Origin of the sequence: Paenibacillus sp. FSL R10-2782, assembly GCF_038592985.1 — a bacterium.
Classification (GTDB): domain Bacteria; phylum Bacillota; class Bacilli; order Paenibacillales; family Paenibacillaceae; genus Paenibacillus; species Paenibacillus terrae_C.
Genome location: NZ_CP151951.1, coordinates 2,274,336 through 2,290,042, shown reverse-complemented (window position 1 = coordinate 2,290,042; position 15,707 = coordinate 2,274,336). Strand labels below are relative to the sequence as shown.

Sequence of the window (15,707 nt, the reverse complement as noted above, 5' to 3'; positions counted from 1 at the left end):
TGCGACCCAGGACTGGCCCCAAGCGTTAACCATATGTACCGATTTCAATCCACGCACTCCATACAGAGTGCGACCGCAATTTTAGGCATGACTAAACAGGCCCGCTTGAATTTCAATCCACGCACTCCATACAGAGTGCGACTTTGTTTTCTTTCGTTTTATAGTCTTCTCTCCAGATATTTCAATCCACGCACTCCATACAGAGTGCGACAACTTAATGCTGCCCTGAGAGGCAGACGTATAGCGATTTCAATCCACGCACTCCATACAGAGTGCGACTTATGAGTGCATCCTGATACATCTGTTCAGTGATTATTTCAATCCACGCACTCCATACAGAGTGCGACTTTATGGTGGCGTACAATCGACCCTGTTGGCCGATTTCAATCCACGCACTCCATACAGAGTGCGACTCAGCCAAGCAGGGAACACCAACCGTAGTGAATATTTCAATCCACGCACTCCATACAGAGTGCGACTCAACTATTTGCCAAGCACATTCAATTTCTGATGTATTTCAATCCACGCACTCCATACAGAGTGCGACACCAAATACTATTACTACTACTGCTGATGAGATGATTTCAATCCACGCACTCCATACAGAGTGCGACAGGGGATGCCCCTCGTTATTCCTGACCTTTAATATTTCAATCCACGCACTCCATACAGAGTGCGACTTTCGATGATCGAAAGTAGTTCGTTCGCCAAATAATTTCAATCCACGCACTCCATACAGAGTGCGACTTGGAGACATGTCAGCTATTCGTCCGCAATCCTTGATTTCAATCCACGCACTCCATACAGAGTGCGACGGCAATCTTCGAAAACTTTGTAAGGACCGCACAATTATTTCAATCCACGCACTCCATACAGAGTGCGACAGGCGGCGAAGATAGTAAACAGCGGGGTAAAACAATTTCAATCCACGCACTCCATACAGAGTGCGACTCCTGATACGCAACGGATGAGCGCTGTTCCTGATGATTTCAATCCACGCACTCCATACAGAGTGCGACATCGATTAAGGCATTGTTAAAACTGTCTATTGCTATTTCAATCCACGCACTCCATACAGAGTGCGACATCGATTAAGGCATTGTTAAAACTGTCTATTGCTATTTCAATCCACGCACTCCATACAGAGTGCGACTAATATCTTTTTGTCGTCTATAAACGTCTGTGCTATTTCAATCCACGCACTCCATACAGAGTGCGACAGCGAAAATACAGAAATTGATACCCTAATGATATCAATTCCATAAATTTTCGCAAAAAACGATGCTAAAAAAGCTTGAATTCACCCTTGACTTCTATTATAGAAAGTGGATTCTAATCCTTTTCGACAAATTTCGAGGTGCGAAGGATCCGGGGTTTTTATGTGAGCTTCACATTCGCACCTTACAGAATCAGCGGGCTTTCCATATCGTAAGATTCTTTTGCCCCCATATGCTCTACCTTCTTTTTATAGTTATCTCCTAAATTGTAGAAACGCAGGCTGTCTTCTTTTTTGTCTATCAATTCTTCTAATTCATACTTCAAACGGCGAAACTGGGCCGAATCCAAAATGCACTCAAACACGGAATTTTGCACTCTTTGTCCGTGATCTACACACTTTTTTGCAACCTTGGCCAATCTTTTTCTGCCTTCCCTGTCTACTGTGCTTACATCATACGTAATTAGAATTAACAAGATCACACCTACTTCCACAAAAATGGAGGGTACTCGTCCAGATCTCCCCGAATATGTCTAGCCAAGAGCAAAGCCTGTGAATAGGGCACAAGCCCCCAAGACATTTTCTCATTCAAATAAGGATGAATAATCTTCTCCTGCTTGCGTTCCTGCCATGCCTTCAATACTATTTTTCTCGTATCATCGTCCATAATCACAGCGCCATTTTCTTTCCTGTAAAATCCTTTGCCATGAATCAACTTTTTGTTAATCAGTGTAAGAACAAAACGGTCGGCATATACTCCACGAAGCTCTTCCATCACATCCAATGCCAACGAAGCTCGCCCCGGACGGTCTCTATGCAGAAAACCTACATAAGCATCCAATCCGACAGCTTCAAGTGCAGATTTCATATCGTTGGACAGAAGTGTGTAGGCAAAGGATAATAAAGCATTGACATTATCCAACGGCGGGCGTTTATTGCGTCCGTGGAAGTAAAAATCCTTCTTTTGCTGCAAAATCAGCTCATCAAAAACCGAATTGTACTGTACAGCCGCCGCACCCTCCAAACCACGCAAAATGTCCAGGTCCTCCACTTCACGGACTTGCTGCATGGCCCCTGCTAAAGAAGCAGTCACCTTTTTCATTCGATCAGCGTCAATACGTAGGGGATAGTCCCTTGTCGCTCGCTCCAAAATCCATTTATTATTATATATCTTGCCTATAATCATATTTCTGGCTACAAGAGCACTTCTTTGGTCATCATCGGAAATCCGATACTGTTCTTTTCGGAGTACCACATTTCCACGGCTCTCTCCGATCACACGTGCCAAGAAGCGTCCAGTTCGCGTCATAAAGGTTAAATCTATATTGCGTGATGCACAAGCACCCATCAGACCCGGACTTACCCCTGCATAGCCAAAAGTACATACAGCTTCCAGGTTATGCAACGGGTAGCGTGCCAGAATGGCCTCTTCTTGTTTAATCACAATATTGTCCCCATCCAGTGACAAGTACGTATCCGGCAAGGTAACAAACAACGTATTCAGTAATTTTTTCATTCAGCTATCCTGCTTTCAATGAAACTGGAAACAGACCTTTTATTCAAAATTTCCGGCACACATATATGTTGAAGCGAGCAGCTTTGGCAATGTGGCCCCGCTTTAGCTTTAGGGGTGTGATTACGCTCAAAATAATGCCGCATTTCCTGAATACTTGCTCGCACCCGTTCACGGTCAGCAGCAGTGATCATGACCTCTACCCGATGCTTGATCTCATCGTAATAAAAGTAACCTTTTGCAATATCACATACGAGCATTTCTTCAAGACACATCACTTGTGCAACTAACTGAGAATGATCTGAATCATTTCGTTTGGGTTTGCCACGCTTGTATTCAACAGGAAAAGGAAGGTACATCCCTTCCTCCCCTGCCAGCGGAACCCCATGAGCATCCCGTACAAACTCTACGACGTCACAGATTCCAGTAATCCCAAGCTCTCTGGAGTGTATAGGTAATGCGCGTACGACGAGTTTATCCCCTCTTTTCTCACGAATCATCGGCTGATCGGCTTTTCTGTGTAAATGATCCCCCTCGATCGTCCGCACATTTTCTTCCCATTGCTGCTCAATGTGAATTAACGCCCATTGTCTTCTACAGAAGTTAAAATGCTGAATACCGGATAGCAGCAAATAATCCTCTTCGTTATAGTTCTGGATATTCACGGGGCACTAAGCCTTCAAGTGGTGTGAGTATGCATTCATAATGGTCATCAAAAGATCTGTTGAGTTCGTCTGTATTTTCTTTCAATCTCACCTTTAAAGAACGGTGTACCTTAGCCGATGAGTATTGTCCAATCTTGGAATGATGCTCCCACCAATATACCTTATGGACCTCCATGCTACCGTCAGGACGAGCGGAGGACACGTCATTTTCAAACAGTGTTTGTAAGGCTTCCCGAATGTTCTCTGCATCCTCATAGGTAAATCCTGTTTTTTCAGCTAGTTGCGTATTGATACTTCCCTTAAATACGTACACACCAAAATCCACCCGATGCTTCATCCCCATCGTATCCGAGCCTCTTTCTTTCCCCGGTTCGGAGTTTACACTTTTAGTGATTTGCATACTTGTAATATCAATGGGATCAACACTGGTAGCCGTATGTATAGATACAGGACCTCTTACCCCGACGGATACTCCTGCGCCTTTACTAGCCGCTTTGAATGCAAAAACCTGACCGAAGCTACGAACATCCATCCATTCGCGGCAGGCGATGCTGGCAAATTCATCGCTGGAACCTTCCTTGCCCTTAAAAAATTTTTCCAACTCAGGATTTGCATCTGCACGCTCTCTTAAACTACTAAAAGAATCCAATTTCCGATCATTAGATTGAACAAAAATAGACGCTCCCATATCTTGCAGACGATTTCTTATTTTCCGTTTCAGTGCCACATCCGAAATTTCGCCATAGCCATCGTAATTTTGGCGTGGACGATTACCATTCAGCGGATCGCCATTGGGATTTGCTTTCGTGACAGACAATACAACTGCAAAATCAATTTTATGATCCAAAATAGACATGTTATTATTCTCCTTTGAATGTAAACTCTATATTTTTAACGTTTCTGATGATCAGTATTATTTTTTCACATCTGGGATGTCGCTGTCTTGGTCGTCGTCATTTCCTGTGGTATCGCCCTCATGATTCTTTTTATCCTTGTTATGATAGATTTCATAGCGTTGACTATACAAGCCGAGCAAATACTTGCCGGTTAGCGGTTTGTTATTGAATTCATCCATGGGTATTTTTGAGGCTACTTCATCAATCATATTGGAGTAATAGTTTAAGCGTTTTCCAAGTTTAGCCTGATGTGGCTGCAGGGCATTCTGAATGGTCCTCCAGGTTCTTTCAGGATGTTGTGAGAATGCGCTCATATACCGTATGGCATTAGTGGATCGCTTATCCTCCTTGTCCAATGCACTTCGCTCCATCACATCTGCTATCGCTAACAACCTGCCAAATAAATAGCTACGATCCGTATTTTCTTTATCTAATGCCACACTGTATCCCTCCTGTTTGTTAATCAATGCACATGTTATACTCAGTGTCTTCTCCCATTCCCATTTTTCCATAGATACCGGGTTAGAGGCACGGTGAATAGCACTCCTCACAATATCCTGCGGAATGGGCCGACCATCTACGATACATGGAAGCATTCGTTCCATCAGACCTTTAACGAGTTTGTCATTCGCCTTAGGGCCGTAGGCCGCGAAAGCAATATCTTTGGTCGCCGGAGCACCCCAAAATTGTAAAAGCTCACCTTGCTCATTCTTCTGGTAACGGTGCAGCCAGGCGCATGTGGAATGCCAGTCAATCAGCTTGTCAAAATACAATGCTTTATCCAAATTCCGATAATACAGTACAGCCATCCGTCCCGTTGTTGCTGAATCCAGCACAAGAATATTAACTTTGGCCTTGGAAGCCGATTTGACAGCTAGTTTATGGCTATAGCCAGTTAGTGCTTTGGCCAGATCAAAGGCAATCTCTTCGTTGGTATGGCTTTTGATTGCTTTTGGCCTGGATGATTCAAGACCAAAGCCCATTGCAAAAATGTTTTCATTGTCAGTAGGGTTAGGCACATCAGCGGAATCATTACCCCAGACTAGAAAAACACGGTTATCCATGATTTTACCTTGACGATGAATCAGCCACTTTAAGGCGTTATGAGCTTTTTGGGATACCTCATAACTGATGCTTGCTGCTTCATGACTATGGGCAAACCGTCCCCTGAATGTGAACCCACTCGTATCATTGGCAGAAATCAGCTTCGCTTTGTCCCCGGAGTTTCTGATTTTATTAGCGTGTTTATCTGTGCTGGGGAGCTGGTTCCCAGTTACATAGCAAATATCTTCTTCGCCTAGCAACTTACTGTAATAACCAACAAATGAATTAAATAGCTCTTTATCCTGCCATACTTTAGTTAACGCTTGATTTGGTGAATAGACATTAAAACGGATAAATACGCTCTCCAGTTCACCGGGAACTGCCGTAAATATACGTGGTTTTTCCGCAGCTAAATGCTCATACTTCTTGTCCCATTTACTTAGTAATTTCTGATCCTCATCGAGATATAAAATAGACGCGTTTACCAAGTCTTGAATCAGTTGGCGCTTGCTCAAGTAACGATAGATGCTTTTCAGCTTGGGAGTCGCATATTTTGAAGTAGCCCAACCTTCCAACTGATGAATATAAGCAGCAAATGGTTCTTCTTTTTTAATTTTTCCTCCATAAGCTACAAAATCTCCGGCAACATAGCTTAATTTATCATGCAGCGGATAAGGTGCTACGACAGAGCCAGCCCGGCTGGCTGATTTCTCCGTGCAAGGAATCAATGTGCTAAAATCGTCTTTATCCAGCACTTTAGCTGAATGAAAATCACCTTGCTCTGTAATCTCTACTTCAATCTGCGCATTTTGGGTCGTGTGGGAGATGGGCAGGAGCGTGTATTCACGATCATTGTATTTCTTCTCAATCACACCAACACGGTCAAGGTTGGATTCATACGTTTCATATAGATTTAGCAGCCAGCTCATTTCATGCCCCACCCCTCCCACTCTGCAAGCAGCTCGTCTGCGGATTGAACGTTATTTTCAGCAAATTGTTTGGACTGCATTTCGCCTATGATACGAACTTGTGGGCATTTCTCCGGTGGAATAAACTCAATGACCCCGTCCTTCATCACAGGATTCCACAAGCGCACCTCCAACTGATTTCGACCTGTCTCATCCGGGTAGTTCATTCCATGCACCATATTTCCCAAATGAATGTCTCCATAATTATCATAGAAACCGGGGGATTCACCAAAAACACATGGCTCTACATAAGCTTGGCATTCCCGTGTGCCCAGGAAAATATCTCTGCGTCCACCCGCCAGTAAGGAGCGTTTGAGTATATTGTGATGCTTGTTTTCGTTACGATCATATTCCATCTCGGGACGATGCGGATTGAAAATAAAATGAGCCTGAACCTCATAGCACGGGTCTTTCAGGTAAGTATAATTAGCAAGCGTATTACCGCCGCCGTATTCAATGGGCCGAATCCCCTTGGACTCCATCCGAATAGGCTTTAGTACACGAACCTTGTCAACAATCATCGTAAGGGTGGGTTTCCAATAAATACTTTCTACGATCCCTTTTAGCGCCTGATAGGTTGGTACACTATACGTTAATTTCTCACCACCAAGTTTGGTTAGCGGGTCTGTGAACAGTGCATAGTCTCCATACACTTTGAATTCGATTGCGTTTCTCAACTAGCATAATCCTCCTTTCTATTCCTATTTTTTCTACATACAATACCAGAATATTACTTTCGTCATAGTCAGTCAACGTAAAAGATAAGTCCTGAGTCCCAATAAAGGCCATGTTAAAGGACAAAATCACTAAGAGGACTATCATTTTCAAGGTTAATACCATAACAATCATGATAGGCCCCATCGGTTAAAGCCAATATTTTTCCATCCAGAAAAGAAACTAGCGCCTTATTTCGATCCAGTTGTTCTTTCTCAAAGTGAGATATATTAATGGTGAATGGTTGCGCCCTGCGCAGCAAACGGGTAAGATCATCTATGCTTTGCTGTCCATTGAGATCAGCGATAATTTCTCTTCCTTCTTTTTCTCCATTCCCATATGGAACAATTACAGCTGTCGTATGATCCTCAATGACTTGAAAATGGTTCGCCGCTGTCTTATAGCTATTCGCTAAGAATAGGGGAAGAACCCTACCCTTCTCATCGTAATAAGAGCGATAATACGTATTTTCACTGCGATCGGCAGATAATAGTTCAGTCATATTTTTTCTTAGCTTAGGTACAAAATAGTTCAAATCTATTGCCAGTTCGGTGTAATATTTTTGGAAATATACCTCCATAGCCTGTGCTGACAATACATTACCTCCGAAGCAAGTTTCGTCACGTTTTAAGTCAATGAACATTTTTCTAGTAATTTCTTTGCCGATCTTAATTTCTTTTAAACGCTTGAGATTTTCTTCTTCATGATCTATGACATACACTTGCTTCTTGTTATCTTCTCCGTGGCGATTACATCTGCCCGCTGCCTGAGCAATAGAATCCAAACCAGCCAACGACCGAATCACACACTTAAAACTGATATCTACTCCCGCTTCAATCAATTGTGTACTGATGCAAACGACAGGCTCTTTATGCTTCAAATGTTTTTTCACTTGCTCCAATATATCATTGCGGTGGGCGGGGCACATGGATGTACTTAAGTGGTAAATTGGAGCTGTACTATTGCCTTCTTTTAATCGGCGGTATAAATTTTTGACCACCGCTTTTGTATTGAGAATAACAAGTAGGCTTGATTCATCAGCAAGTCTTTGCTCAACGAAATCGGCAAGTTTCTCCGTATTCATGTTCACGTCCGTTGCTTTATCCACAATTTCAACCCGCTGAAACGATTCAATGACATGATCAAGTTCATGTACCATTTCGGCATCCGGTTCAATGTCCAGCTTGTTGTGAACAAAATCCAATTCCGGTTGCGTAGCCGTGCAAAGAACAATACTGGAAGAGGCATACGTTTTCAAAAAATTCAGCGCTTGATTAAACAATGAAATACAGTGTGTGGGGACTTTTTGGACTTCATCAAAAATAATAACCGACTCACTCAAATTATGAAGTCTACGGATATTTCTGCTGCCATCTGCGTAAAACACATTTAAAAATTGCACCATGGTCGTGAAAATGATTGCTGAATCCCAATGATCCTTGGCCAGCTTTAATTTTTGCTGCGTGTTCACCACAACATCTTCAAGCTCATGCCGCTCACCGTCTATATCCTCTATTTCATTCATGACCACATTGGAGTGGTGCTCCAGAAGGTTGCCGTCATCTTGTATTATTTCACGAACCTCCCGTGCGTTTTGTTCGATAATGGTCGTGAATGGAACCACGTATATGATATGCTTCTTTTCAAATGTGACCGCATGTTTTAGGGCATAACGCAGACTAGCCAGCGTTTTTCCACCCCCTGTAGGGATTGAAAGAGTATGTATGCCGGAAGGCTTGTCTGCAAATTGCTCACATTGCTCGGACATTTGTTTTCTAAGCAGATTAATGGATGTGTTGGCATCCTCTCCTGATTGCAGAGCGTTAATACGCTCCATTAGTCTGTTATAATACGTTTGGAATAGCTGTTGGCGATTCATAGATTCATCTGTACTTTTATCGTCCATACTCTTATTTTCTTCAAAACAGCGGGTATTCGTGCGATCCGCATCAATCAAAGCACTGAACACAAACTTGGATAAGAACATCATTTGGAGTTCAACGTCTGGACTATGATCCCGCTGCATATACTCAGCCAACTCGGCCCCTGCTTGATTGACATAATGATAGAATTCAGATTTTTTCATCACCTGCTCGTAAAAAAGGGAGACTGCATGATCAAATCCCTCTAATTCCCGGTCACGCACCCGATCCAAAAATTTTGATTCCAGATCAGGATCTAAAAAATCCTGCAAATAGGCATGATGTGAAATAATCGCATTTCCTACAACTTCGGATAATAGTGCCTTGTTCATAAAATCCTGCTGATCAAATGTCCCTTGAGGGGGGATATGAAAGAGATTGTATAACAGCTTTCCACCAGCCGTGGAATGATCTACACTTCCCCGCTTCGGTGGATTGTCAGGATTTTGCACCGCCAAACGTATGTAATCTTGAAACTTTTCTGTGTATTTGCCCAAGTCATGCAGCATACCAGCGAGTCCGGTAATATGTCGAATACCTATTTTGGCACCATAAGATTCTGCTAATTTTTGAGTCTCTAGCAAGTGTTCGGCTATCGTCTGAATCTTTTGGTCACTTTCCCGTATGTGGGCGATATAGTCCATTTTTTCACTCCTCTAAATTTATTTAAAAATAGTCTTTTCCAAGTAATCACTAGCCACATCGGAAGCCAAAAAAGCATAAATAAAATGTATATGATAGCGATAACTCCTTTTTGACCTATTACCAGATAAAGATTATATAGAGATTGATAAATAATATCTCTAAGTTATGGTGAAAATATTCTTATTATGTAAACATTTATATTATTTATCGTCATTTGATCATTGATTTTTAAGATTGAAATAATTTCACATAAATAAAATCTTACAATCGGATTGAAGATTAGGACCAGCTATTCGAACGCCAGACCCCCCTGTAGCTCATGGCTAATTTATAAATTTAAAAATTATAGGACAAGATGATGAGACGAATCTATGACTATATGGACAAATCTGAAAAAATGAAACTAATTTCAATATTACAGAAAGATATTAAAGAATTAGAAAAGAACTTCTGAATAATAACTCCCCCTCCATTGTTCGTGACACCATAGAAGAAACTATTAGAAGATACAACGAAGATTTACAATATCTACAAAAAGAGTGGTCATAGTTGATCCTAAAAAAATGGAGTGTAGATTTTTAAACTTCTACACTCCCTACTTCATTTTCTTCAAATAATTCAGTTAGAAAACTACGTTCTTAAAACATAGCCTGGATTGTCAACAGTAAATCAAAGGCTCAGAAAATTTAGCAGTTCATCCATGCTTTGATTTTTAAACTCACTCCCATGGTCCGTGTGAAACCACTGGATGTCGCGTAAATCGCCCTTCACCGTCGCAAAAGCGCGAGCAACCAGAGCAGCGTTCTTCCGAGGACCTGCACTAAGACCGATGATTTCTTGATTAAACAAATCCACCAGCACGCAAATATAGTGCCACTGGTTCTGGGACTTTCACATAAGTTAGATTACTGACCACAAAGTGTTTTGGCAGAACTCGCGGTTCAATGTATTACTGATAGCATCTTCGTTACAATCGGCTTTATTGGGCTTATCTACCGTGTAAATTGAAACAAGTCCCTGTTCGTTCATGTTTCGACCGATCCGCCGCCTAGACATGATGAGCCCGCGTTCCTGGAGTTTGACTTTGATTTTTCGTGTATCATAGGGGTTTCGATTCTTGTGGAAAATGTCCACAACAGCTTCGGTGATCTCGTCACTATTTCACTTCTTCTTTCGTTTCATAATAGAATGTACTTCTTGCGATTTGCAGGACGTCACACATTGCTGATACCGAGTATTTATCACGGTTGTTCTGGATGATAGCTACTTTCGTCCCATGATCAGCGCGGCTTGCTTTAAAATATCGTTTTCCATTTTGAGACGTTGGTTTTCTTTACGTAAAGCGATAAGTTCATTTTTTTCTGGCGAACGATTGTCCTTCTCGGAGAAAGAGCCTGTCGTTTGGCCTTGTTTAATCCAGCGATCCAAAGCCGATGCGGTGAGGTCATATTCCTCCACAATATCCACTCGGGATTTTCCGTTTTCGTAGAGTTGCACGATTTGCTTTTTAAACTCTGCTGTGAACGTACGTCGTTGTTTTGGCATTGTAAATGATCCGCTCCTTAGGATGATAGGTTTATTCTACAAGCCCTCATTTTTATTGTCCAGCTAAGTGTAGCCGATCTATCTGGATTGTCAACACTAAACTAGACAACTTTTTTATGGTGCCTCTGCTTGAACTCAGCCGGACTCAAGTACTCCAGAGAACCGTGAATCCGAATATGGTTGAACCAGTGCACATAGTCATGTAATTCTGTGGTTAGCTCAGCTAGACTTTCAAAATGACGTTTCTTCACAAACTCCGTTTTGAAAATTTTAAACGTGGCTTCCGCAACGGCGTTGTCATAGGGGCAGCCTTTCATGCTTAAGGAACGCTCAATCTGAAAAGCCTCCAGCGCATCGTCGATGAGCTTATTCTTGAATTCATTGCCTCGGTCCGTGTGGAAGAGCTGAATGTCATTCAGGTTGCCCTTAATCGAAGCCAAAGCACGGTAAACCAGCTTGGCATCCTTGTGTGCCCCCGCACTGTAACCGATAATTTCGCGGTTAAACAGATCCACAAAGAAGCATACGTAATTCCAATATGAACCTACTCTAACGTACGTCAGATCGCTTACGACGACAGATAACGCCTGCTCTTGCTCAAATTTCCGGTCCAATACATTCGCTTGCTTGGCTTCATTGCATTTCGTGGGATGAGGCTTGTACTGAGCGATCGTATACGAGGAAACCAGCCCATATTCTTTCATGATTCGTCCTATTCTCCGCCTGGATACCGTAAAGCCTTGTTGGTGCAACTCTTTTTTTATCTTACGCGTACCATAGTTTTGTCGGCTGCTTTGAAAAATGTCCATAATCAGGGAGGGAAGCTCATCCTCCGATGTCACTTCCACTTTGTTTTCTTCATAATAATAGGTGCTTCTAGGGAGCTTTAGGACGTCGCACATTGCTGATACCGAGTATTTATGTTTATTCTGGCGAATGACATTTACTTTCGTCCCATGATCAGCGCGGCTTGCTTTAAAATGTCATTCTCCATGAGCAGTTGCTTGTTCTGTTTTCGAAGCTCGATCAGTTCTAATTCCTCTGGAGTTCGGTTGTCTTTCTCTTTGAAGGATCCAGATGTGGAACTCTGTTTCACCCATTTATCTAACGATGAAGGATTCAAATCATACTCTTGAATGATATCCTTTCGCGGTTTACCACTCTGATAGAGTTGAACCATTTGTGCTTTAAATTCAGCGCTAAAGGTACGTCTTTCTTTTTTAGTCATCGTCCATTTGCTCCTTCTAGGTTGGTCTGTAGTCTACTATATTAGACCACAATTTTTCTGTCTAGAAGAGTGTAGCCGATCCATTGCTTCACACTAACGATTTATGGTACACTCGACATGTCGCTGAAAAGCGTGGATTGAAAACTATAGAACTATATTTTAGAGCCTGCCCATGGCGGGTTTTTTCATTTCTTTTTAAAACATAACTTCCGCCTTTCCTCCTGACCCTCTGTGACTCTTCACAAAATAATTTTAAGTTCCTGTCCGTTTTTCTCCAACTCCTTTTATTAACTTCCTATCAAGTTCACCATTAAAGTTCAGAATTACTTCTATAGGAAACAATCTGGTTAGCTACGACTTCTTGAAATTAAGTTTTGAACTCCTTAGATCGTGTATTAAACAGATAATCCAGTAAATGTAACGCACTATTGCTACTATACTTCTCGCAACTTTCTTCCACCATCTGTAAATCCCTACCTCTTTGATGTATAGAGTGTATGAACTTCCCTACTGAGATAAGGCCATTTACCATTACTATTAAAATAAGAATCAAAGGCTTTCTTATTTTAATAATCATTAACAGTTTGCTTCCAAAAAACGAAATATCAGAAGAATTTGATATGCGAATCAATATAACAAAAAATCCCCGGAGGTTTTCCTCTGGAGATTATATATAGGTTGCATGTACGGATATAAATCCTAATTTTATTCCACGCACTCATATAGAGTGCGACAACACCGTATATGCCCGTTCTATCGATCAGGCTGATTTCAATCCACGCACTCCATACAGAGTGCGACGATAGGTGAGTCTGGACAACTACCATCATACACAATTTCAATCCACGCACTCCATATAGAGTGCGACGAAGCAGTATATAAGTCCGAAAGAGCTTTGCTATTCGATTTCAATCCACGCACTCCATATAGAGTGCGACGTAAAAATTTACAAGTAGCATAAACCCGAGAAATTATTTCAATCCACGCACTCCATATAGAGTGCGACTAAACTGTATGTCCGTCATTGTCTCACCTCACCAATTTCAATCCACGCACTCATATAGAGTGCGACAAAATAAATAAAACGGAGGATGAAGAAATGACAGCAATTTCAATCCACGCACTCATATAGAGTGCGACTCTTACCCGCTTTAAAATCCTCCAGCAAGCGATAGCATTTCAATCCACGCACTCATATAGAGTGCGACGGCGAAAATACAGCAATTGATACTCTAATGATATCAATTCCATACATTTTCGCAAAAACGATGCCAAAAAAGCTTGAATCAACCATTGACTTCTACCGAAGAAAGCTAATTTGAATACTTTTCGACAAATTTCGAGGTGCGAAGGACCCGGGGTTTTTATGTGAGCTTCACATTCGCACCTTAACCAAGGCATTACACTCAGGATACCACAAAACATTTTTCCCTCACAGAGAATTCTTTAGAGCTAAAACAATAAAGACTCTGCCCCGTCGATCACAATTTGCGCACCAGTGATATGACGCGAATGATCGGAGGCCAGGAATGTTACCAAATCAGCTACCTGCTCGGGTTGACCAGGCCCATCAGCCAATGGCTGCCCTCCTTCGGGAAATTGAACGGGGATGGTAATTTGCTTTAACCTTTCGGATTTCTCCGTAGTTTCGTCAATATTCGTCGAAATCGCTCCGGGATAGATGACATTGACACGGATACGGAACTTGGCCAGCTCTAGCGCAGCCATTTTAGCAAATCCGGTTTGACCTGCCTTGGACGTACTGTAGGCTGACATTCCAAAGCTGGTAAAGCGCTGATTTCCATTAATAGAGCTGGTAATGATAATGCTGCCGCCACCGTTTTTTTTTAAATGTGGTACGGTATACTTTACTGTCAGGAAAGTACCATCCAGATTCGTAGACAGCGTCTGCCGCCAATCCTCAATGCTCAAATCCTCAATCGGTCCGACAACCCCGTTAATCCCCGCATTGGCAAAAATGATATGTAGTCCGCCAAACAGTTCAACCGCTTCCAAAACCGCTTTTTCCACACGCACCGGATCGGCAATATCCACGTCAAAGGCCCGAGCGGCACCTTCACGTATAGCATTAATCTCTCTCTCCGTCTCTACAATCCGTTCATTACTGACATCAAAAAGAGCGACATTCGCTCCCTCTCTGGCCATTTGAATAGCCGTTGCCTTGCCAATACCAGAACCAGCCCCCGTGATCAGAGCCGTTTTGCATTCAAAGCGCGCGCCTCCTGCCAATGTGTAGCTCATATGTATCGCTCCCTTTCAGTATCCTGTATTATCACAAGATTACCCAAAAAGGGTTACTTTATAATCACCATTTTTACGCATTTTTTGCTATTCTGTTACGATATTCGTGAAAAGGACACATCACACACCATTATCGCCTCTTTTCTTCCGCTTTCTTGTTGACCGTTAGTTTCTTTCTATGTATTCAGCAAAAAAGGGACGTTATACAGCCATCAGTATGGATGCTTACGTCCTTTTCTTGTTCCGCTTACCACTGCAATTCAATAAATGCAGCATCATCATCAAGCCCTCCCGTATGGGAGGCATCCAGCAAAACCTGTATCTGCTCATCAGGGACAGGCTCACGAATAGGGTCCAAATCAGATAATCCGTCACTGTATACCTGCAATCTCATCGGCATATCTACTATGCTTCTTTCGTACCAATGAGGTTTACCTCCAATCGGGCCACGACTTGTGGACCAGCGTTCCGCTGTAGAGAAGGTATGATCAAATAATTGGCTGATCTCCTCCGAACCGTTCCATAGCCGCAATCGTGAATCTCCTTGCCAGGCAAGTCTGAGACGCCCGCGGGTACCACGCTTCGGTAGCTCGATTTTACCGCAAATATACATCGACTGGCTTCCCTGACGACGTTTATCCTCTAGCACCGAACGCATCAACCCCGATTCATGATGCAGAGGCTGCCGATCCAGTTCCTCCGCAGCCGTGCCTGCCAAACGTTCGAGGTACAACCCCAGCTTATCGGCAGACAGATCCTGCCCCTGTTCCATCCAATCCAGCAAAGAGGAACCCAAATAGCGGGCTGCAAAATCTCCCTGGTAACTAAGCCCGACACCATCACACAGAACAAAACAACAGACGGATTTATGAATACGCACTGCGGCGAAATCCTGTCCGCTTTCACCCATACTGGCAGATTCGGCAGATCTTCCGTAACCATAACGGCACATAAAGCGGCTATGATGAGTCGATAGTGGCTGATCGCCCGTCTGAGAGCTTATGTAGGCAAAATGCTGCGCCAGCCGTGCATTTATTCCCTTCCTTTTGCTCGTGGAGAGCAGAGACAGCAGTGGATTCATGCGTTTAC

Annotated in this window: 10 protein-coding genes, 1 pseudogene and 1 CRISPR repeat array (1 of these 12 only partly in view); all 11 genes and pseudogenes read right to left on the bottom strand. The window is 42.7% G+C overall.

Annotated elements, in window-relative coordinates; all coding sequences use genetic code 11:
- Positions 1-1,220: direct repeats of the CRISPR family, unit length 33 nt; unit sequence ATTTCAATCCACGCACTCCATACAGAGTGCGAC (it extends 96 nt beyond the left edge of the window).
- A 181-nt stretch (positions 1,221-1,401) separates the two neighbouring features.
- Positions 1,402-1,692, bottom strand: coding sequence for a CRISPR-associated endonuclease Cas2 (gene cas2 / locus NST83_RS10680; protein WP_137062834.1), 291 nt, complete (start codon positions 1,690-1,692; stop codon positions 1,402-1,404).
- 8 nt (positions 1,693-1,700) lie between these two features.
- Entirely contained in the window at positions 1,701-2,732 is a 1,032-nt protein-coding gene (gene cas1c / locus NST83_RS10675) for a type I-C CRISPR-associated endonuclease Cas1c (RefSeq protein WP_342417549.1), read from the bottom strand.
- Entirely contained in the window at positions 2,729-3,388 is a 660-nt protein-coding gene (cas4, locus tag NST83_RS10670; RefSeq protein WP_342417919.1) for a CRISPR-associated protein Cas4, read from the bottom strand. Before cas4 ends, cas1c begins: the two co-directional genes overlap by 4 nt.
- A complete protein-coding gene (gene cas7c / locus NST83_RS10665) occupies positions 3,375-4,250 on the bottom strand; it encodes a type I-C CRISPR-associated protein Cas7/Csd2 (RefSeq protein WP_342417548.1) in 876 nt (291 codons plus the stop codon). Before cas7c ends, cas4 begins: the two co-directional genes overlap by 14 nt.
- 57 nt (positions 4,251-4,307) lie before the next feature.
- A complete protein-coding gene (gene cas8c / locus NST83_RS10660) occupies positions 4,308-6,263 on the bottom strand; it encodes a type I-C CRISPR-associated protein Cas8c/Csd1 (protein ID WP_342417547.1) in 1,956 nt (651 codons plus the stop codon).
- Positions 6,260-6,979, bottom strand: coding sequence for a type I-C CRISPR-associated protein Cas5c (cas5c, locus tag NST83_RS10655; protein ID WP_342417546.1), 720 nt, complete (start codon positions 6,977-6,979; stop codon positions 6,260-6,262). The genes cas8c and cas5c overlap by 4 nt, the downstream gene beginning before the upstream one ends.
- A 113-nt stretch (positions 6,980-7,092) precedes the next feature.
- A complete protein-coding gene (gene cas3 / locus NST83_RS10650; protein ID WP_342417545.1) occupies positions 7,093-9,582 on the bottom strand; it encodes a CRISPR-associated helicase Cas3' in 2,490 nt (829 codons plus the stop codon).
- A gap of 688 nt (positions 9,583-10,270) precedes the next feature.
- Positions 10,271-11,128: pseudogene (locus tag NST83_RS10645) on the bottom strand (IS3 family transposase); the annotation flags it as partial.
- 101 nt (positions 11,129-11,229) lie between these two features.
- Positions 11,230-12,356, bottom strand: a protein-coding gene (locus NST83_RS10640) for an IS3 family transposase (RefSeq protein WP_342417454.1) whose coding sequence is annotated in 2 segments (ribosomal slippage) — positions 11,230-12,107 and positions 12,107-12,356 — 1,128 coding nt in all. Because the reading frame shifts where the segments join, the coding sequence is not laid out codon by codon here.
- A gap of 1,452 nt (positions 12,357-13,808) precedes the next feature.
- Entirely contained in the window at positions 13,809-14,618 is an 810-nt protein-coding gene (locus tag NST83_RS10635; protein ID WP_342417544.1) for an SDR family NAD(P)-dependent oxidoreductase, read from the bottom strand.
- 247 nt (positions 14,619-14,865) lie between these two features.
- Complete coding sequence (locus tag NST83_RS10630; protein WP_342417543.1) at positions 14,866-15,699, bottom strand: hypothetical protein; 834 nt, start codon at positions 15,697-15,699, stop codon at positions 14,866-14,868.
- Between the last annotated feature and the right edge of the window lie 8 nt (positions 15,700-15,707).

What these genes read in the sequence shown, in the direction of transcription:
- NST83_RS10630 (WP_342417543.1), bottom strand. Translation starts at nt 15,699, where the DNA reads ATGAATCCACTGCTGTCTCTGCTCTCCACGAGCAAAAGGAAGGGAATA.
- cas3 (WP_342417545.1), bottom strand. Translation starts at nt 9,582, where the DNA reads ATGGACTATATCGCCCACATACGGGAAAGTGACCAAAAGATTCAGACG.
- NST83_RS10635 (WP_342417544.1), bottom strand. Translation starts at nt 14,618, where the DNA reads ATGAGCTACACATTGGCAGGAGGCGCGCGCTTTGAATGCAAAACGGCT.
- cas8c (WP_342417547.1), bottom strand. Translation starts at nt 6,263, where the DNA reads ATGAGCTGGCTGCTAAATCTATATGAAACGTATGAATCCAACCTTGAC.
- cas7c (WP_342417548.1), bottom strand. Translation starts at nt 4,250, where the DNA reads ATGTCTATTTTGGATCATAAAATTGATTTTGCAGTTGTATTGTCTGTC.
- cas1c (WP_342417549.1), bottom strand. Translation starts at nt 2,732, where the DNA reads ATGAAAAAATTACTGAATACGTTGTTTGTTACCTTGCCGGATACGTAC.